The sequence below is a fragment of the Herpetosiphon giganteus genome, assembly GCF_016907925.1.
In the GTDB taxonomy this organism is placed as follows: domain Bacteria; phylum Chloroflexota; class Chloroflexia; order Chloroflexales; family Herpetosiphonaceae; genus Herpetosiphon; species Herpetosiphon giganteus.
Map to the genome: position 1 here is coordinate 13969 of NZ_JAFBCZ010000013.1, position 18837 is coordinate 32805.

The 18837-nt window shown below is 52.1% G+C and carries 16 protein-coding genes; 7 read left to right on the top strand and 9 right to left on the bottom strand.

Annotated features, from left to right (window positions below):
- Positions 1-48 precede the first annotated feature (48 nt).
- The 4 genes from JOD20_RS13200 to JOD20_RS13215 all read left to right on the top strand — a co-directional run bounded on the left by JOD20_RS13200 (position 49) and on the right by JOD20_RS13215 (position 4108).
- Positions 49-1872, top strand: coding sequence for a M3 family oligoendopeptidase (locus tag JOD20_RS13200; RefSeq protein WP_204755704.1), 1824 nt, complete (start codon positions 49-51; stop codon positions 1870-1872).
- A gap of 37 nt (positions 1873-1909) precedes the next feature.
- The gene (locus JOD20_RS13205; protein WP_204755705.1) at positions 1910-2986 is read left to right on the top strand and encodes a sugar ABC transporter substrate-binding protein; all 1077 of its coding nucleotides are present in this window, start codon (positions 1910-1912) and stop codon (positions 2984-2986) included.
- A 70-nt stretch (positions 2987-3056) separates the two neighbouring features.
- On the top strand, positions 3057-3647 hold the full coding sequence (locus tag JOD20_RS13210) for a ribonuclease domain-containing protein (protein WP_204755706.1): 591 nt from the start codon (positions 3057-3059) through the stop codon (positions 3645-3647).
- On the top strand, positions 3644-4108 hold the full coding sequence (locus tag JOD20_RS13215) for a barstar family protein (protein ID WP_204755707.1): 465 nt from the start codon (positions 3644-3646) through the stop codon (positions 4106-4108). Before JOD20_RS13210 ends, JOD20_RS13215 begins: the two co-directional genes overlap by 4 nt.
- 44 nt (positions 4109-4152) lie before the next feature.
- On the opposite strand, the gene JOD20_RS13220 is transcribed toward JOD20_RS13215, so the two are convergent.
- Positions 4153-5169, bottom strand: a complete 1017-nt coding sequence (locus tag JOD20_RS13220; protein WP_204755708.1) for a hypothetical protein — start codon at positions 5167-5169, stop codon at positions 4153-4155.
- Positions 5170-5331: 162 nt separating this feature from the next.
- A complete protein-coding gene (locus JOD20_RS13225) occupies positions 5332-6051 on the bottom strand; it encodes a twin-arginine translocation signal domain-containing protein (RefSeq protein WP_204755709.1) in 720 nt (239 codons plus the stop codon).
- Between the two features lie 191 nt (positions 6052-6242).
- Between JOD20_RS13225 and JOD20_RS13230 the strand changes: the two genes are divergently transcribed.
- Positions 6243-7808, top strand: a complete 1566-nt coding sequence (locus JOD20_RS13230) for a CYTH and CHAD domain-containing protein (RefSeq protein WP_204755710.1) — start codon at positions 6243-6245, stop codon at positions 7806-7808.
- A gap of 387 nt (positions 7809-8195) precedes the next feature.
- Here JOD20_RS13230 and JOD20_RS13235 read toward each other — a convergent pair whose 3' ends face one another.
- From JOD20_RS13235 to JOD20_RS13250, 4 genes are all read right to left on the bottom strand, one after another.
- Positions 8196-8903, bottom strand: coding sequence for a class I SAM-dependent methyltransferase (locus JOD20_RS13235; RefSeq protein WP_204755711.1), 708 nt, complete (start codon positions 8901-8903; stop codon positions 8196-8198).
- Positions 8904-9505: 602 nt separating this feature from the next.
- Positions 9506-10345: an SDR family NAD(P)-dependent oxidoreductase gene (locus tag JOD20_RS13240; protein WP_204755712.1), complete on the bottom strand. Its 840-nt coding sequence runs from the start codon at positions 10343-10345 to the stop codon at positions 9506-9508.
- Positions 10329-11021 (bottom strand): HAD family hydrolase, encoded by a 693-nt coding sequence (locus tag JOD20_RS13245; protein WP_204755713.1) that lies wholly within the window; start codon positions 11019-11021, stop codon positions 10329-10331. The genes JOD20_RS13240 and JOD20_RS13245 overlap by 17 nt, the downstream gene beginning before the upstream one ends.
- Complete coding sequence (locus JOD20_RS13250) at positions 11018-11608, bottom strand: hypothetical protein (protein ID WP_204755714.1); 591 nt, start codon at positions 11606-11608, stop codon at positions 11018-11020. Before JOD20_RS13250 ends, JOD20_RS13245 begins: the two co-directional genes overlap by 4 nt.
- Before the next feature lie 401 nt (positions 11609-12009).
- On the opposite strand from JOD20_RS13250, the gene JOD20_RS13255 reads away from it, so the two are divergent.
- Positions 12010-12204, top strand: coding sequence for a hypothetical protein (locus JOD20_RS13255; protein ID WP_204755715.1), 195 nt, complete (start codon positions 12010-12012; stop codon positions 12202-12204).
- Positions 12205-12253: 49 nt separating this feature from the next.
- Here the strand turns inward: JOD20_RS13255 and JOD20_RS13260 are convergent, their stop codons facing one another.
- Positions 12254-14488, bottom strand: coding sequence for a CHRD domain-containing protein (locus tag JOD20_RS13260; RefSeq protein WP_204755716.1), 2235 nt, complete (start codon positions 14486-14488; stop codon positions 12254-12256).
- Positions 14489-14632: 144 nt separating this feature from the next.
- Between JOD20_RS13260 and ung the strand changes: the two genes are divergently transcribed.
- Positions 14633-15310: a uracil-DNA glycosylase gene (gene ung, locus JOD20_RS13265; RefSeq protein WP_204755717.1), complete on the top strand. Its 678-nt coding sequence runs from the start codon at positions 14633-14635 to the stop codon at positions 15308-15310.
- Between the two features lie 324 nt (positions 15311-15634).
- Here ung and JOD20_RS13270 read toward each other — a convergent pair whose 3' ends face one another.
- On the bottom strand, positions 15635-15841 hold the full coding sequence (locus JOD20_RS13270) for a hypothetical protein (RefSeq protein ID WP_204755718.1): 207 nt from the start codon (positions 15839-15841) through the stop codon (positions 15635-15637).
- Between the two features lie 36 nt (positions 15842-15877).
- Positions 15878-18763, bottom strand: coding sequence for a PAS domain S-box protein (locus tag JOD20_RS13275; protein WP_204755719.1), 2886 nt, complete (start codon positions 18761-18763; stop codon positions 15878-15880).
- Between the last annotated feature and the right edge of the window lie 74 nt (positions 18764-18837).

Here is an 18837-nt window from a genome sequence, read left to right on the forward strand (position 1 = left end):
GGGCGTTGCGGCTTTTTTTAGGGTTGTTGATGAGAAAGGATCTATCACATGACCACCCAAACATTACCGCACTGGGATCTTTCAGTTGTCTACCCCAGCCTCGAATCGCCTGAATTTGCCGAGGGCTTTGAAAAACTCAAGCACCAAGTTGCTGAACTCAAAAGCTTGTTTGATCAAAATGCGATTCAGCGTAGCGAAAACCAAGTGCTTGATTCAACGACCATCGCGACCTTTGCAACCGTAACCAATGCGCTCAACCAAGCGCATGAGGCGGTAGCAACGACATTTAGCTACATCATGGGCTTTGTGGCCACCGACACCCGCAATACAGTTGCTCAAGCACGGTTTAGCGAAATGCAGCAATTGGGCATGCAACTCCAACAATTGGGGATTCGCTGGGTGGCTTGGATTGGGGGCTTGGATGTTGAGCAATTAATTGCCCAATCGCCGCTGGCCGCCGACCATGCCTACGCCTTGCAAAAAGCCAAGCAAGAAGCAACCCACTTGATGTCGCCAGCAGCAGAAGTGTTGGCCGCAGAACTCAATTTAAGTGGCGCAAACGCCTGGAGCAAATTGCACACAGTCGTTAGTTCGCAGCTCAACGTGGCAGTCGAAATCGATGGCGAAACCAAGCACATGCCCATGAGCATGGTGCGCAACTTGGCGTTTGATCCCAAGCGCGAAGTGCGCAAAAGCGCCTATGAAGCCGAATTAGCTGGCTGGCAGCAGGTCGAAACGCCGTTGGCCGCCGCAATCAACAGTATCAAAGGCCAAGTCAACACCTTGGCGAGCCATCGTGGTTGGGCCACAGCCTTGGATGAGGCGCTGGCTGATAACAATATTGATCGCCAGACCCTTGATGCGATGCTAACCGCCGCCCGCGAAACCTTCCCAGATTTTCGGCGCTACTTGCAGGCCAAAGCGCGCTTGCTCGGTAGCGGCGAACGCTTGCCCTGGTTCGATCTGTTTGCGCCAATTGGCAACGATGTGAGCACCTGGGAATACGCCGAATCCGAAGCCTTTATTTTGGAGCATTTCGGCAGCTATTCGCAACGCTTACGCGATTACGCCGCCCGCGCCTTTGATGAAAACTGGATCGATGCTGAGCCACGGGCTGGCAAACGTGACGGGGCATTTTGTATGCGCTTGGTTGGCGATCAATCACGCATCCTGAGCAACTATAAGCCATCGTTTGCCGGAATGCGCACCCTTGCACATGAGTTGGGTCACGGCTATCATAATCTTAACTTAGCCGCAGCCACACCCTTGCAACGCCAAATTCCCATGACACTGGCCGAAACCGCCAGCATTTTTTGCGAAACGATCGTGCGCAACGCAGCCTTGGCCAAAGCCGACCCAGCCACCCAGTTGGCAATCATCGAATCGTCGCTGCAAAATAGCTGTCAGTTGGTGGTCGATATTAGCAGCCGCTTTATCTTTGAGCAAAGCCTGTTCGAAGCCCGCCAAGCCCGCGAGCTAAGCGTGCAAGAAATTAACGATCTGATGCTCAAGGCCCAAGCTGAAACCTATGGCGATGGCCTCGACGAACAGTATTATCATCAGTATATGTGGGCGGTCAAAGGCCATTATTACAGCGCTGAACGCTCGTTTTACAACTATCCCTATATGTTTGGCTTGTTGTTTGGCTTGGGCTTGTACGCCCAATATGTAGCAACGCCCGACGAGTTTCGTGCCAAATACGATGATTTATTGGCTGCTTCGGGCAAGGCCGACGCTGCAACTTTGGCCGAACGCTTTGGAATTGACATTCGGACACCAGATTTTTGGCGGGCAAGCTTGGCTACGGTCAAGGCCGACATCGACCGCTTCGTTGAGCTAAGCGAGCAATTATTGGATGCTCCCGCCAACTAACGAAGCCACGTCCGCCAATGCACAAGGAGTTTTAGCTATGCGACGCAGGTTTGTGCTATTGGTGCTCATGGTCGTGCTGGTTGGATGTGGTGGTGCGCAAGCACCCAAGGCCAAAATTATTGCGCTGTTGTTGCCGGAGCACACCACCAAGCGCTACGAAACCGTGGATCGACCATGGTTCGAGCGCGAGATGAAGTTGCTGTGTGATGATTGTCAGGTGTTGTACTACAACGCCCAAAATGATCCGATGCTGCAACAACAGCAAGCTGAACAGGCAATTAATGCTGGGGCACGGGTTTTGGTGCTCGATCCGGTCGATTCGGTCGATTCGCGCACGATTGCCGATCATGCAGCCGAGCAATCGATTCCGGTTGTGGCCTATGATCGGCTGATTTTGAATTCGCCTGGCGTGACGGCCTACATTTCGTTTGATAACCAAAAAATCGGCGAATTGCAGGCCGAAAGCTTGGTTGCTGGCTTGACCAGCCGTGGCATTACGAATCCCAAAATTCTGCTTTTGCATGGCGCGCTCAACGATAACAATGCCAGCGAATATAAGCTGGGAGCCAAAAAAGTCTTTGATCCGTTGGTGGTAGCAGGCAAATTGACGATTGTTGGCGAGTTTGATACGCCCAATTGGCAGCCAGCAGAAGCCCAGCAATATGTCGAACGCATGTTGGCCGCTGGCGATCAGATTGATGGGATTTATGCTGCCAACGATGGTACGGCAGGCGGCGCTTTAGCCGCTGTGCAAGCTGCCAAACTTGAGCCAATGCCATTAATCACTGGCCAAGATGCAGAATTAACCGCTGTGCAACGCATCATCACTGGCGAGCAGCACATGACAATTTATAAGGCAATTCGGCCTCAAGCAGAGGCTGCCGCCAAAATTGCCCATGCGTTGTTGGTTGGCCAGCCGATTCCAACCAACTTGGTCAACAATCGCACAGTTGCCAATGGCATTCTTGATGTTCCGGCAATTTTGCTCAACCCAGTCGTTGTGACCAAAGCCACCATCAACGATACGATTATCAGCGATAATTTTTGGTCACCGCAACAACTGTGCCCAGTCAAATTAGTGCCCGCTTGTGAAGCAGCAGGCATCAAGCCATAAACAACAAGCAACATCACACCACAACACCCGATCTGCCTGTGCGGTCGGGTGTTTTTGCGAGGAAATAGCTATGTCAACCAAGTTACGTCGCAGTTTGGAGTTTGGCCTTGGGCTAGTTATCTTAATTGGCTTGATTTGGTTCAATAATCAGCCTAGCTCAAATCAACCAACCGCCAGCCCAACCAACGCCGCAACCCTCGAAAGCAGTTCGCGCGGCTTGCCATCGAGCACGCCGCAGCGCCAACAAGCGACAGCGCGGCCCCGCCCAACTGCCACACCAACAATTAAGCCAACCACGCGGCCTCGTCAAACCGCTGTGCCCAGCAAGCCCACGCCACGGCCAACCGCCCAAGCAACCCGCATGCCCGAGCGCGATTCGGCGGGCTTGCGCTATGTGGCGTTTGGCGATTTGCCAATTCAAGCCCAAGAAACAATTGAATTAATCGAGCAAGACGGGCCGTTTCCCTATAGCAAAGATGGCGCAATTTTCAGTAATCGCGAGCAAATTTTGCCCAGCAAGCCGCGTGGCTACTATCGCGAATACACCGTCGAAACGCCTGGCTCAGCCGATCGCGGGGCACGCCGAATTGTGGCGGGCGATAATGGCGAGCTGTATTACACCGATGATCATTATGCAAGTTTTCGGAGGGTGCGCCAATGAAATTACTGAATTTGGCCCGCGATCCAGCCCAATCTGGTTTGTATCGAGTGCAAGCAGCGCATATCGCCCGCTTATTGATGGGCGTGCAACAGCTGAATCTGCAACTTATCGAGCTTGATGGCCGCGAAATTAGCAGCAAGCCCGATTTGCTCAATGCCTGCGCCCAAGCCTTGCAATTTCCGAGCTATGTTGGCCACAATTGGGATGCGCTCGAAGAAGCGTTAAATGATTTAAGTTGGTTCGATGCGCCGGGCATGATTATTATTTTTTATGAGGCCGATCAATTGCGCCGTCACGACCATGGCGCGTGGCAAATTTTCTGCGAGATTGCCCAAAGCTGTGTTGAGCAATGGCGCAGCCAAGGCCAAGTTTGGAGCATCTGGTTTAGCGGCTTGGAGTATAGCCAGCCTGAGCTAATCGACTTGGCTGGGGTTTTGAATGAGCCAAATCTGAGCGAATAAGCAACGAGCGTTGGGCGAATATCCCAACGCTCGCAACCTTCAGCTTACTTAATCACAAAGCTGGTCGTCGCAGTTTGGCCGCTGCTGAAGCTAGCGCGCACATTATTGCGTCGCCCACTGGATTGATTGCCAACCTTGAACTGAATCGTAGCCACGCCCGAGCTATCGGTTAATGCGATCAGCGATTGAGTTCCGCTGGCCAAATCAATTTCGACCGTGGCGGTTGTGCCGCTCTTGGGCTTACCAGCGATTGTCAAGCGCACGCAGACCGTTTGGGTTTCGTTGCTAGCAATCTCAGGATAAACCACCCAAACCTGTGCACCTTCGGCGACTGCTGGTACATTCATGGTGCAATTGGCGGTGGTTGGTGGCTGGGTGGTTGGTGGCGCGGTTGGTGGGGCAGTGGCCCGCACTTCTTTGCCCAACAAGCCTAACAACACCTTAAAATTATTCGGATTATTGGGATGCCACTCGAAGCGTGCGCGTTCAAACCATTGAGTTTCGACCAAATCGCCGCTACTATTGCGCTCCATTTTTGGCTCGGTCAAGGGCAAACCAAACAATTGCAACGAACGGGCATAGGCATCTAAGCCATCAATTTTCAAGCCATTTGCTTGCCAATAACTCTTGAAGCCAATTCCACTGCCTTGATCACAGACATTATGCCCAGTTTCTTTGAACCACAAACAACCTGTTTTTGGCCCAGCTTCAGCGGGGTCGGGCTGGCGGCCAAGTTGGCTCAAACGATCTTTGCCCAAGAGGCCAAGCAGCACTTCGTAGGGCGTGCCCGTATTTTCTGGATGCAACTCAAAGCGATTGCGTTCCATCCATTGGGTGCGATAGACCTTGCCAGTCTCGCGGTTTTGTTCGCGGTTGACCGTGGTGATTGGATAGCCAAAGACCGGCAGGCCGCCGTTTGCTTCCCAATAATCACTAAATGGGTCGCTCAGACAATAGGGGCTTTGATCTTCAGGGAAGCAGACCTCGTGAGCTGATGTGGCTTTGGGCCAAAGGGTTAACCCCATCAGCAACCCCACAATTAACAAGACACGCTTTGGCATATCAATCACCTTCCTATCGTACAAATATAGGCTTATTATTTTGATGTGATATAGATTAAGCAGGTTAAGCTGGCCACCGTAACAGCAGCCAGCCAAACTGGAAACCAAACTTACGGCAGATCAAAAGCATTTAGCTACTTGACCACGGGCAACTGTTACAGCTTAGAAGACTTGCGTGAATGGAGGAACTTTGAGTGCCATGTCTTTGCCCAATAAGGCGCGAACGGCATCAGCACCAGGGTAATCGACTGGGCCGATAAAGCCTGTGCCGCCTTGCAAGAATGGCCCAAGCACCGGAACCGCGTCGGAGACGTTGTAGAAGATTGGAGCGGGCAGCGTGTTTGGATTTGGCAAATAGCCACCAATTTCGCGGGTCAAAGCCAAGTGTTCGGCTTCGGTCGCAGCGTGTTGGGCAGTGGTAGCGGCAATCCGTGGCTCGCCAAGCTCGGCAAAGCGACGGGTAGCTGCCAAATATGCGCCAGTAAAGGCGGTTTCTGCTGCCATAAAGGTGTTGGTGTTGACCCCAAAATCGCTCAAGAACTTGGCTGGAACATAGAACTTATCTGCAAGCGCCTTGCCACCGAAACTTTCCACCACTTCAAGGTGATGCAATTCTGCGCTCAGCGCATACTTCAGATACAACAATTCTTCGTCGGCCAACCCAAATGGATTGCCCTTGATCGTGTTGTAATACGAGGTGATGGCCAAGCGTTCGGCGGTAGCGGCCAACGAAACGATTGTGAGTGGGGTATCTTTGGCATCATGGTTTTGAGCGTTGTAATCGGCTGCTGAAACATCGTGCAAACCGAACATCGAGGCAAAACTTGCGACCGCAACTCCACCGCCTACACCTTTTAAGAATCCGCGACGTGAGATACTCATAGGTTGCCCTTCCTAACAAAAAATATGCTCAAACACCATTCTGTTGTGTGATGTTCTTATGGAGATATTCGCCGCCAATCCCATTATGGATGTATCGATTATCTCACCCCTTGGGGGGATATTTTGACCTATGCTCAAGCCAAGCGCCATGCTATACTGACCAATGGATGATGTTGTCACGGAGATGATCAATGGAACAAGAAGCCAAATACCGCGCAACGCAGCCGATCCGTCCGAAGCAACTTGAGGCTGTGAATATTGCGCCTTTTAGCCTCAGCGAGCGGGTTACCGCCGAAATCCGCGATAGTATTTTGGATACCGCGAACCGCCAATTAAACCAGCAGCGCTATACCTTGCGCATTCGCCGCATCGATCAGCAATTGTGGCTAACCCTCAAATTGCCGGGCAAAGTTGAGGGTGCAGTTCATCAACGCCAAGAATTCGAGCACGAAATTACGCCGAATGTGCGTGATCATCCTGAATTGTGGCCAAGCGAGATTCGCGAACCACTGCAAGCATTAATTGGCGATGAGCCATTGGTGCCAATGCTGACGGTGCGCAATCGACGACGGCTCTGGCGGATCGAGCGCGATGGCGAAGAAATTGCCGAATTGGCCCTTGATCGCGGCTCGTTGATCAGCGGCGAGCGCTCGTTGCCGTTCCATGAGATCGAAATTGAACTCAAAGGCGTTGGCACTGCTGCCGATCTCGCAGTGCTGGCCTCGATCTACACCACCGCATTACCACTGGAGCCAGAAACCCGCTCCAAGAGCCAGCGCGGCATGTTATTGCTCAACCATGCCGAAGATCAAGATCAGCTCAAACAAGCAGTTGAGCGCACGCCAATGGAAGCAGGCAGCAATTTGGCCGAAGCAGGTCGCTCGATTTTGGCCAAACATGTGCTGAAATTGCATAAAGCTTGGCCGATAGCGGTCATTGGCGATGATTCCGAGGGCGTGCATCAGATGCGGGTGGCAACTCGCCGCTTGCGCACAATTTTGGCAATTTTGGGCGAAACGCTCTACGAGCCAGAAATCGTGGCCAAATTGCGCCGCGGCCTGCGCCAATGGGCCAGGATGTTGGGCGCTGTGCGCGATGCAGATGTGTTTTTGGGCAAGCTTGAGGAGCATCGGGCAACGCTCGAAAAAGCAGACCAAGCAGGCTACGAACCCTTGATCGAATCGATTAGCCAGCAGCGTGATGCGGCGCGGGTTGAATTATTGGGCTTTTTGGAAAGCCGCAAAGCCAGCAAATTTGCCCAACGCTTGACCGATTTTGTGCTGACCGCAGGCGCTGGCGTGCGCGAAGCCGAAACTGCTGAAGGCCACGTTGAGCGTAGTTTGGTGCGGCATTGGGTTGGCAGCACAGTTTGGAGCCACTACGAGCGCATTCGAGCCTATGATGTGATGTTGAATGATGCGCCAGTTGAGAGCTTGCACCGCTTGCGCATCGAAATTAAACATCTACGCTATACGCTGGAGCTATTTAGCGATGCCTTGGCTGATGAACACGAATCGCTGCTTGAGCAATTAGTCACCGCCCAAGATTACCTTGGCGATTTGCAAGATGCTGAGGTGGCGTTGGGATTGGTTGGCGAGGCCTTAGCCGATAATCCCGATAACAGCTCCTTGCTGGCGTACCAAGCAGCAAAGCAGCAGGAGCATGATCAGCTTCAGCTGAATGCGCCAAAAGCGCTGCGCCCGTTGTTTGATCTGCCATTCCGCCGCCGCTTGGCCTCGATTCTCTCGAAAGTGTAAATTTTGGGGTTGGCAGAACATAGAACATAGAGCATAGAACATAAAAATCGCTATCGGCTGTTGGAGCCACAAGCACGAGCATGCCCTCACCCCCCAACCCCCTCTCCCACTGAACGCGGGCGAGGGGGAGCATCCGTGGTTCACCAAGGAATTGCGCAAGAACCACGCAGTTAAAGCCCCTCGCCCGCGCCACGGGAGAGGGGGTTGGGTGAGGGGATCTTAAAACCTACTCTTGGAAGCCGACCCCCTCGCCCACTGCACCCGTTTTTCACCGACGTATTGCGCAAGAACCACGCAGTTAAAGCCCCTCGCCCGCTCCGTGGGAGAGGGGTTGGGGTGAGGGGATCACGTGATGTTCCGATAGCCTATAGCCTATAGCCTGCATTCCTATTTCACGCCACCAAAAGCGGCAAAACAGCTATTTTTGTGCAAAATATCGAGCTTTTGAAAACCGACGCTGCGTAAAACATCAATTTGCCATAGCAATGGGCGCGGCGAATCTTCGATCTCAATATACTTAAAAACCTCATCACGATAGGCTTCATTGCGAAAATCGCTCAGATATTGGCCATAGCGCTGCCACATCAAGGCATGCACCGCCTCGCTGGAATGCTCAACCAAATCGAAAATCCACAACGAGCCGCCTGGGCGCAAAGCGGCATAGCATTGAGCAAATACGGCTTGCCATTCGGCATCGTCACGCAAGTGGTGAAACACCGCTGCGGCCACAATAATATCAACCTGTTCGTTACCTAGTTCAAGCTGACGCACATCGCCTTGCAAGGCCGTAACCGAGCCAGTTGTGGCAGCGCTCACCCGTCGCTGTGCTCGCTCAAGCATTGGCAAACTTAAATCGATCAAGGTTACATCGCGATTGGGCAATTCTTGCAGCAAGCGCAAGCTATAGTTGCCAGCACCGCAGCCAATATCCAAAATATGTTGCGCATTGGGCGTGGTGGCAGCGGCGGCTTGGGCAACGAGGGTCAGGCCTAAGGGAGCATCGACGGTTGCCGATTGACCGGTTTCCAAATTCGAGAAGCGCTCAACATCGGCATCGAAGCGGGCGCGAATAGCCTCAACTGTTGATTTGGCCATGGAACATATCCTCAAAAGACAAAGAAGCTTCAATTAGGCTATTTTAGCAGGCTTCAGAAATTATGAAGGATGAAGGATGAATTATGAGAGAGGAATGCCGAAAGTCAAAAATCAGAAGTCAAAAATCAAAATGAGAACAGACCATGTGGGGATCAGGGGTCAGGGGCTGGGGATCAGATTATGGGCTAGAGGAATACAATCCCTATAATCTGTGTCAATCTGTGGCTAAAAATCGTTCTTCGTGCTCTTCGTGGTTCAAGCTTTAACGCAGCGGTGCAGAGAAGAAAGGGCTATGGGCTTGAGGCGATAGGCTATCGGACATGTATTGGTAATGTCAAAAGCCAATAGCCAAAAGCCAATAGCCACAGCTCCCTTCATGCTTTTCGTTAGTCACGGTTTAACGCAGAGGCGCAGAGCCACCGAAGGACGAAGGATGAAGGATGAGGGATGAAGAGCATAGAACAGAGAGCAGAGAACATAATTCCAACAATCTCTGGGAATCTGTGGCGAAAATACTTTTTCGTGCAATTCGTGGAATTCGTGGCTAAAAATTTACCCTTCGTGCGCTTCGCGCTCTTCGTGGTTTCGTCGCCCAACCCCACTCACTCGATCGTTGTCAGTTTGATTGGCAATTCAGGGGCGGGCTGGCCGCGTAAACGGCGCAAACCTTCTTTGAGCGCGCCAAGCAGCAAGCGTGGCGGCGAAAGCAGATTGATGCTGAGGCCATTGCGGCCATCGGTTGCTTTCGATGCCAACCAAACTGCTTTTTGGGCGGGCACGCTGGGCGGGTTGCCCCACATGCGCAGAATCGTGTTGAGCGCTTTGAGTTTGGCCTCGTAGCCAGCCATCACCTCAACATTGGTCAGCATATCGGTCGTCATCAAACCTGGGTTAAAGCCCAAAATTTCAATCCCTTGTTGCTGATGTTCTTTGGCGAGGGCAAGCGTGAAATTGCGCACCCAACTTTTGCTCGCACCATAGGCGGTTTGAAAGGGTGCTGGCCCAGTATCGCCGCGCCCAAATAAATTGATTAATTTGCCATGGCCTTGGCTTTGAAAATGTTTCAAGGCGCTAATTGAGCCATGATAAGTACCAAGAATGTTGGTATCGATCACCCGTCGATAATCACGCGGACGAATTGCCACGGTTGCGCCGTAGGGGCCAGCAACGCCAGCATTGTTGATCCAAACATCGAGCTTGCCAAAATGAGCAAGGGCTTGATCGCGCAGGGCTTCGACCGCTGCCAAATCGCCAACATCGCAACTGACAGCCAAAACGTTGCTGCCATGGCGTTTGAGTTCAGCAAGCGCTTGTTCAAGGCTAGCCTGATCGCGGCCAGCAATCACAACTTTGGCTCCTTGGCGCAGCATTGCCTCGGCCATGGCCAAACCCAGCCCACGGCTGCCACCAGTAATCACAATCACTTTATCGATGAGTTTCATCGCCAACTCCTAAAAATGCTTGCAACTGTGCAAGTTCACGCAGATCGCCTAGCAGCAAATCGGGCTGGTGCTCGGCAAGTTGCTCAAGGCTAAATTGACCGCTGGCCACAGCAACTGAGCGTGCTCCGGCAATTTTGGCGCAACCAATATCAAACGGCGTATCGCCAATCACCACCACATCGGCAAGCGTGCCTTGCCAACCAGCTGCTTGTGCTCGTTGAAAAGCTACGGGCACTAACTCATTGCGGATGTGATTATCCGAGCCAAACGCGCCCCAATCCCAGCGAAAATAAGCGCTAAGGCCCACCGCATCAAGCTTAATTCTGGCGGTGCGCAGCATATTGCCAGTCAAAAGTGAGTGAATCGTATGGGTTTGGAGTTGGCTCAGCGCAGCCTTCACGCCAGGCAAAATGGTGGTTTCGCGTTGCAAATGCGCAAAGCGCGCTTGTAATTCGACTTCGTAGACTGCATAAAATTGTTCAAGCCGCTCAAGAATCGCCGCTTCTTCCCACAGATGCAGCAACTCGCGAACGATCAAGCCATCGGTTTTGCCAGCGGTCGAACCGAGCGGCAAATCCAATTCGTAAACACGCTGAAACGCGGCCTTGAAAGCTTCAAGACCGCGCCCATGACCCCGAATCAGGGTTCCATCAATATCCCAGAGCAACAGTTTCATTCTTCGGTTGGTTTCCCATTTACAAGGTCGGCCAGCGGCTGCACCAACTCGCCCAAGCTGCGGAATTGCGGCCCTAGCTCAGTTTCGCTCAGTGGAATATTGACTGGCACAGTTAAGCTGACAGGCACTGACGATTCAAGTGGAATTGTCATGCTCAAATAGACTGGCAATTCCAAGCCCTCGGGCAAATTCAAGGCCACGCTCGCTTTGAGGTAGCCCACGCCGGGTAGCGTAATATCAGCAGGCACTGATAAAGGCACCGCTTGAGTCACGCGCACATTCGTATTTTGGCTAACTGGCACTTGCAAGCTAATTGGCAAGCGCTCATTCAAGGGCACGCTAGCTCTAATCGTGGCATTGTTGAGGCCATCAATCGTATCGGTCAATTTGGCGATAGTTGGTTTAAGCGGCGCTAAACCCGTTTTATAGCCAAACAGCGCGACCGCTAAAATGATCAAGCCAATAATGAGCACAATGTTGAGGATAAAGGAGGTCATGATCATAAACTTGTAGGAGCGATCAATGTCGACTCGTTCGACAGCGTTGGTATTGGTCGAATCGGTGGATTTGCGGTTGCGACTGGCCACGTCAACCTCCTTGCAGTGCCTCGAAGGGGAATATTTAGCAGCAGTATACCACAGCCGATCGTTGCTTGTCATAGCTATTCTAGAATTAGATTTTGATCAACACCACTGCACCTTGCCGCAAAATGGGCAACACAAGGGATTTTCAGCATCTCTCGCCCTTCGGGTGCTTCGCGGTTCTGGGTGCGCATTCGCTGTTTGGCAGATTGCCCAATCTTGTATACTTTCCACAATAATTTGGCCATCAGCTTATGGCAATCTGACCATAGTTCATGGTTTTAAACCAGCCTATAATCAATGTTATAGACCAGAAGTGGTCTGGTGTGTCCGTGACTGGCGTGCGGCGGTGGGAGTCCCGGCCCTCCGCCCAGCCGAAAGCAGACACCACGAGGTAGCCAATTCGTATGCAACAAGCACCAGAACCCGCAAAGCTCTTCGATTTACCGCCGCATGATGTTGGTTGGGAAGGAATTCTCTTTTTCAGTGCAGGCTATGTCTTGGCAGCCTTGGTGCTGTTTATGATTTTGGGGGTTACGCTAGCGAGCATTCTGCTGGTTGGCTGCCTATTGGCCTTCTTGGGAATTAATTTCTGGCACTAAGTTTCAATAATTAAGCCGCTGGATCACAATGATCCAGCGGCTTTTTGGCTTATTTCGTGACTAATGGCAAATAGACGGTAAAGCTTGGAGCAACCGTCGTTGGTGTAATGCTGGCGGTTGCAGTGTTGGTTGGGGTGACGCTCACCGTTGCGGTGGCAGTATTAGTTGGGCTGGTGGTGGCGGTATTGGTTGCAGTCACACTGATGGTTGGTGTGGGTGTTGCGCACAAGGATTGTGCTCCATCAAGCTGGCCGCGAACCTCGCCGCCAGGGAAATTTTCAGTGTGAATGTTGATGTAGGTTTGGCCCGCCAAAATATTGGCTTCTTGATTTTCGGCGTAGTTGATTGTGCCAACTTTGCTTGCCCCAAGCGGCAGATTAAACAAAACGCCTGCGTTTGTGCCGCGTGGCGCAAAGCCGTGAATATGGGCCGCAGTTTCAGCGCTGCTCAAATCGTGATAGGTAATGTTGTAGCTGAGCGTGTTGGCAGCAGTATTAATCTGAATCGTGCCCATCGCCATGCCGTTGCTGCCCGTTGGTGGCACTTCTTGCGAGCCATCAGCCATTACTGACATCGTGATACAGCTTGGTGGCGGCGTGATGATTGGGGTTAGGCTAGGCGTTGCTGTCCCAGTTTCGGTGGCGGTTGGCGTAATGCTGGGAGTGGCGGTTTCGGTTGGCGTGGCGGTTGGCGGCGGACAAGGCGTAGCGCCATCAAGCTGGCCGCGAATTTCGCCCCCAGGGAAATCGCTAGTATGAATGTTGATGTACGTTTGGCCCGCTAAAATGCCAGCTTCTTGATTTTCAGCGTAGTTGATTGTGCCAACTTTGGGCGAGCCAGTCGGCAGCGTGAATAATACGCCTGCATTGCCCCCACGTGGCGCAAAGCCGTGAATGTGAGCAGCACCTTCGGCGCTGCTTAAACCTTGGTAGCTCATGTTGTAGCTCAGCGTGTTGTTGACGGTATCAACATCAACTGTGCCGCTGCCAGTACCCGCGCTGCCAGACGGTGGCACTTCTTGCAACCCATCCAAGCTCAGGTTAAAACGCAAACAGCTTGGAATTGGCGTTGCTGATGGCGTGGCCGTCTCGCTTGGCGTGGCTGTCTCGGTTGCAGTCTCGGTTGGCGTGGCCGTGTCGGTTGGCGTGTTGGTGATGGTTGGCGTAGCCGTATCGCTTGGGGTTGCCGTGGCTTGGCTTGCAGCCGGAAGCACAATAATGCCCCGCAAGGCAGTATTGGTTGCAGCAGTGGCAATTGGTTGCAACGACGCTGCATTAATTGGCTGATTGTAGGCAGCAGTATCGGTTAATTTGCTGATTGTGTTGCCACCGCGCGATAGATACAAATCAACTCCACTAGCGCCATTATCCTGGGCCGTAACGTGAAATGCAGTGCTCGGAGTAGCCCAAACGCCCTGTAATACCCAACTTGTGCCATCGAACGAAAATTTGCGCAGATTGGTGGCATCGTCGGCGACATACAGCGTGTCAACCCCAGCCACGCTTGGCTCGCGATCCAAAAACACAAAGCCATAAGCCGAGGTAGCGCTGGCAATTTGAGTAATGCTTTGACCGCCAGTCGTTGGCAAGCCTGTGCCAATTTGATAAACGCCGCGTGATGTTGCTGCTGATGATGAAAAATAGAGATTGCCACCAAAGGTATGCACCACTCGGGTATTGGTTGGGGTGATTAATGTCGTGGTTGTGCCAAGGCCATTAAGGTAGCGCACCCCGGCTGGGCTACCAGTTCCGCTCGACCAAATATTCGTGCCATTGCTGGTTGCACCGCGAATATTATTGGCACTATAGGCATCGTTAATCGTATTTGATAGGTCAATAATGCCGCCTAACGTAACGCGGCCCACCACTCGATTGACGGTTGTACTGGCGGTAGTAGCAACGCTGGCCGTGCCTGCATCAGCATCGTAGCCTGCGAGCACCAGCGATTGCCCATCGCCTGCAAGGCTAAGCGCGCCTTCTGAGGTTGCAGTACCAGCCATTGTAAGCCGCCGAGGATTGCCCCCCAGGCTACTTGGCAAACCAAGCGATTGAACCAACAAGCCGCTGGGCGTATATTCGTCGAGAAAAACTGCTGCCGCAGCGTTTGAAAGCGTACTCGCCCCCGCACCTACGCGCACGACGACGATATTGCCTGGAGTAAAGCCGCCACCGCCTTGAGCAGTGCGTGGCGCAGCTTGGGCTAAATTCAGGCCAACAACCAAGCTAAACAGCGAAAGCAAGGTTATCAACGAGAACTTGCGAGGTGTTCGAACATGATTCAGCACACTGACCCTCCTTAATCAAAGGAATCTCATACGTGATCGCTGTGACAACCATTGACACAGCATTGAGCGATGCTTAAGTTATATGATATGAGCATGTTATGAAGATGCAAGAGCCAAGCTTGTGTGAATATGAGGAATGAATCAATGCCATTAACGATTCCAGCTTTGTGGCAACCACTGCTTGCCGAGGAAACGACCAAGCCCTATTGGAGCCAGCTTGAAGCATTTGTTACTGCCGAACGCGCTGAACATCAGGTTTTTCCGCCAGAAGATCAGGTGTTTTCGGCCTTGGAATTAACGTCGCCTGAGCAAACCAAGGTCTTGTTGTTGGGCCAAGATCCTTATCACGGCCCCAATCAAGCCCATGGCCTCTGTTTCTCGGTGTTGCCTGGCATCAAAGCGCCGCCGTCGCTCAAAAATATGTTCAAGGAACTCAAAACCGATCTTGGTTGTGATGTGCCAAATAACGGCTATTTGCTGCCCTGGGCCAAACAAGGCATGTTGATGATTAACGCGGTGATGACGGTTCGGGCACACACTGCCAACTCGCATAAAAATCGGGGCTGGGAGAAATTTACCGATGCTGTGATTCGCCAAGTTAATGCCAAAACCGAGCATGTGGTATTTGTGCTGTGGGGTGCGTATGCTCAAAAGAAGGCCAGCTTAATCGATAGCAATCGGCATACGATCATTCAATCGGCGCATCCTTCGCCACTCTCCGCTGATAATGGTTTCTTTGGCAGCCGCCCATTTTCAAAAATTAATGCAGCGCTCGAAGCCCATGGCCAAAGCCCTATCGATTGGCAAATTCCGAATTTATAGCGCTAGTTCCCTCACCCCCAACTCCCTCGCTTACAAGGGTCGGTTTTGAGCGATTGGTCTGCTGCAGCACATTCCCTCACCCCCCAACCCCCTCTCCCACGAAAACGCGGGCGAGGGGGAGCTAGTGTTTTTACCGACGCATTGCGCAAGAACCACGGCATGAAAGCCCATCGGATAGGAGCGGGGTTGGGGTGAGGGAATCTTAATACCGACCCTTGTAAGCAGCCTCCTCGTCCACTGCACGCGGGCGAACCACCACACAAAAAAGCCCCTCGCCCACGCCACGGGAGAGGGGTTGGGGGTGAGGGAATGCACTGGCTTGGGCTAACGATTCATGCGGTTGTGTAAAAAGAGCAAAATAATCATAAACAACATTAACCCAGTTAATCCAGCAAACATGGGAAACGCCAGCGCAAAATTGCCGCTATATAAACCGTTGAGCGCTATGGCAAAGAAAATGACCATCACAATACCGGTGATATACATAAAGCGCCGTGGCCAAGGTGATGGTTTTGGAGAACGCCGAGACATATTTGCCCCTTTCAAAAGTTGCCAAACGCGGCATGGCTAGAGCCGTAGTGCCGCGAGCTTATCGCGGATCTCCTCAATCATAAATGGTTTTGCCAGAAATTGGGTTGTACCAGTAGTCCCAAATTGTTGGCTCACATGGTGCTCATTATAGCCGCTCATAATTACCACCCGCACTTCAGGCTGAATTTGCTTGAGCACGGCAAGGGTGCTTTGGCCATCAAGGTCGGGCATGGTCAGGTCGAGAAACACCCCAGCAATGTCTTGATAATGCTCGCGGAACAAGCTAATGCCACGATTGCCACCTTCGGCAAGCAAGGTTTCGTAGCCCAAGCGGCGTAAAATGCGATCAATCACCATCCGCACATCTGGCTCGTCGTCGATAACCAGAATTTTGCCTGGGGCTGAAGCTGTCAGATTTGGCTGCTGAGCAATGACTTCGCTTTGGATGTTTGCTGGCATAATTGGCAAATACATTCCTATGGTTGTGCCTTGTTGTGGGCGACTTTTGACCGCAATGCTGCCCCGATGGCCACGTACAACGCCCAGCGTAACCGCTAAACCAAGCCCGCGCCCAGTAAACTTGGTGGTGAAAAACGGGTCAAACATGCGCGAGATGGTCGCGTGATCCATGCCCAGCCCCTGATCGCTAATTTCAATCACGATATAGTTGGCAGCCACAAAGCTGCCGGTCGTATAGGTATGGCCTTCGGGCGCACCTTGTAGCTCGCGCACGCTGGTTTTGACGCTAATTGGGCCGCTGCTTGAGGCTTCGAGTGCGTTAATTAAAACATTGCTGATTGCTTGGCGCAAGTGCTGTTGATCGCCCTCGATTGGCGGAATGTCGGGCGCTAGCTCGCTTTGAATTTGGCGTTGCTGGCTCAAGGCTGAGGGCAAAAGCCGAATTGAGGTTTGCACCACTTCGTTAATCAGCAGGCTGCGTCGCACATCAAGATTTTGGCCAGTATAGGCGACCATTTGCTTGGTAATTTGGGCTGCACGGTTGGCCGATAGCTCAATTTCGGTTAATAATTGGCGCACATTGGCTTGTTCTGGCAATTCGAGCAAGGCCAAATGGGTATTGCCAAGAATCGACATAAACACATTGTTGAAATCGTGGGCGATGCCGCCTGCAAACACGCCCAAGCTCTCAATTTTTTGGGTTTCGGAGAAGTGCTGTTCAATTTCCAAGCGTTTTTGTTCGGCCTGTTTGCGCTCGCTAATATCGCGAATAATGACTTGAACTGAATTGCGATGATCAAACACCATGGCCGAGGTGGAGCATTCACCATACATCAGCGTGCCGTCGCGGCGCAAAAAGATCGTTTCAATAAAATTGGTGGGCACAGTGCTGGCATGGCGAATGAGCACATTAAAATCAGCCAGATCGTGCGGGCGCAAGCCCTGTTGCACCGATTGGCCCAATAACTCGCTGCTGGTGGTTTGGGTCAGATTCAAACCAGCCTGATTGGCATAGACGATCCGATCATCCTGCACCACAAAGAGCGGCAAGGGCAACATCTCAACAATATGCCGATATTCTTCCGAAATATCGATCAGCGTGCCGACCATGCGCAAGGGCTGGCCGCTAGCATCGCGCAGCACATGGCCACGGTCGCGCACAAAACGATACTGCTGATTGTGATCGAGAAAGCGATATTCTGCCGAAAAAACGTCGCTGCTGCCAGCAAATAAATTAGCAGTGCGTTGCATAAACAACTCACGATCATCAGGGTGAATATGCTCGTCCCACCAGGTTGGGCTGCTGGCCACCTCGGCGCTGCTATAGCCAAACACCGTGGTAAAACTGCGATTGACCAGCGTGGTCTGCTGAATCATATCCCAATCGTAGATACCGCCGTTGAGCACCGTTTGCGCCAACTCAAAGCGCTCGTTGAGCGAACGCAACTGCTGTTCGACCCGCCGACGTTCGGCCAATTCGGTTTGGGCTGCGGTGTTGAGCATATGCTTCTCCAGTGCAAGCGAGGCAAAGCGGGCAAATTGTTGCACCATTTCAAGCATGGTAATGCTAATTTGAATTTGGCTGGGATCGTAGATAATCGCCAATGCGCCAGCGACAGTTTGTTCACGCAGCAATGGTAAGACCAACAAGCCATTGCCAAAACCGTCTTGCGGGGTAAAGAGGCGCTCTGGCCAAGCAGCATAATCATCAATAATTAATGGCTGTCCAGTTAAGCCAACCGTGCCAACCGCGCCTTGGCCCAATTCGATGCGGGGAATCACATCCATGCCGCCGCGCCCAACCACCGATTGCATGGCTTGGTCATCGTCGTTGCGAATATAGAGCACGCCATATTCGCTGCCAACCAAATCGGTAGCCTTCCAAACAATAATTTCGAGCAAATCGTTGAGCGAAACTTGTTCGATGAGCGCTAAAGTAACGTCGTGCAGCGAGCCAAGGTAGCCATTTTGGCGTTGCATTTGGCGAATCGTTTGCTTGTGGGCGGTTACATCGTGAATCAAACAACACAGCACAGGCTGTTGCTGATAGTCGAAGGCAGTGATATAAACTTCGACATCGCAGACCATTCCAGAGCGTAAGCGATGGCGAAAATCGTAGCGATTGCTGCCACCAAGCTCGGCGTTGCGAATTGCCGAGCGTTGTTCTTGGGCAGGTTGGGCATTTAAATCGCTGAGCCTAAAAGTACAAAACTCCGCTTGACTATAGCCATAAAAACGGCAAGCGGCTGGATTGGCAGCTAAAATCTGCCACGTATGCGGCTCAATAATTAACTCGATGACTGGAGTTTGGGTAAAAAACTCCATTTTGCGCGTTTCGCTGGCAAGCAAGGCTTGTTGGGCGCTCGCAAGCTCGGCTTCTAAACGGGCGATAGTTTGGTTTAGGTGGGTGAGCGTTGGTTGCTCGATGGCTGGTTGCCGGGACGTATTACTAAAACTATTCATAAACTCGGCCAGTGTGGAAAAAAGCCATAATAGGTTCATTATACCGTGAAGCAACTTGCTTTTGAAACTGCCCG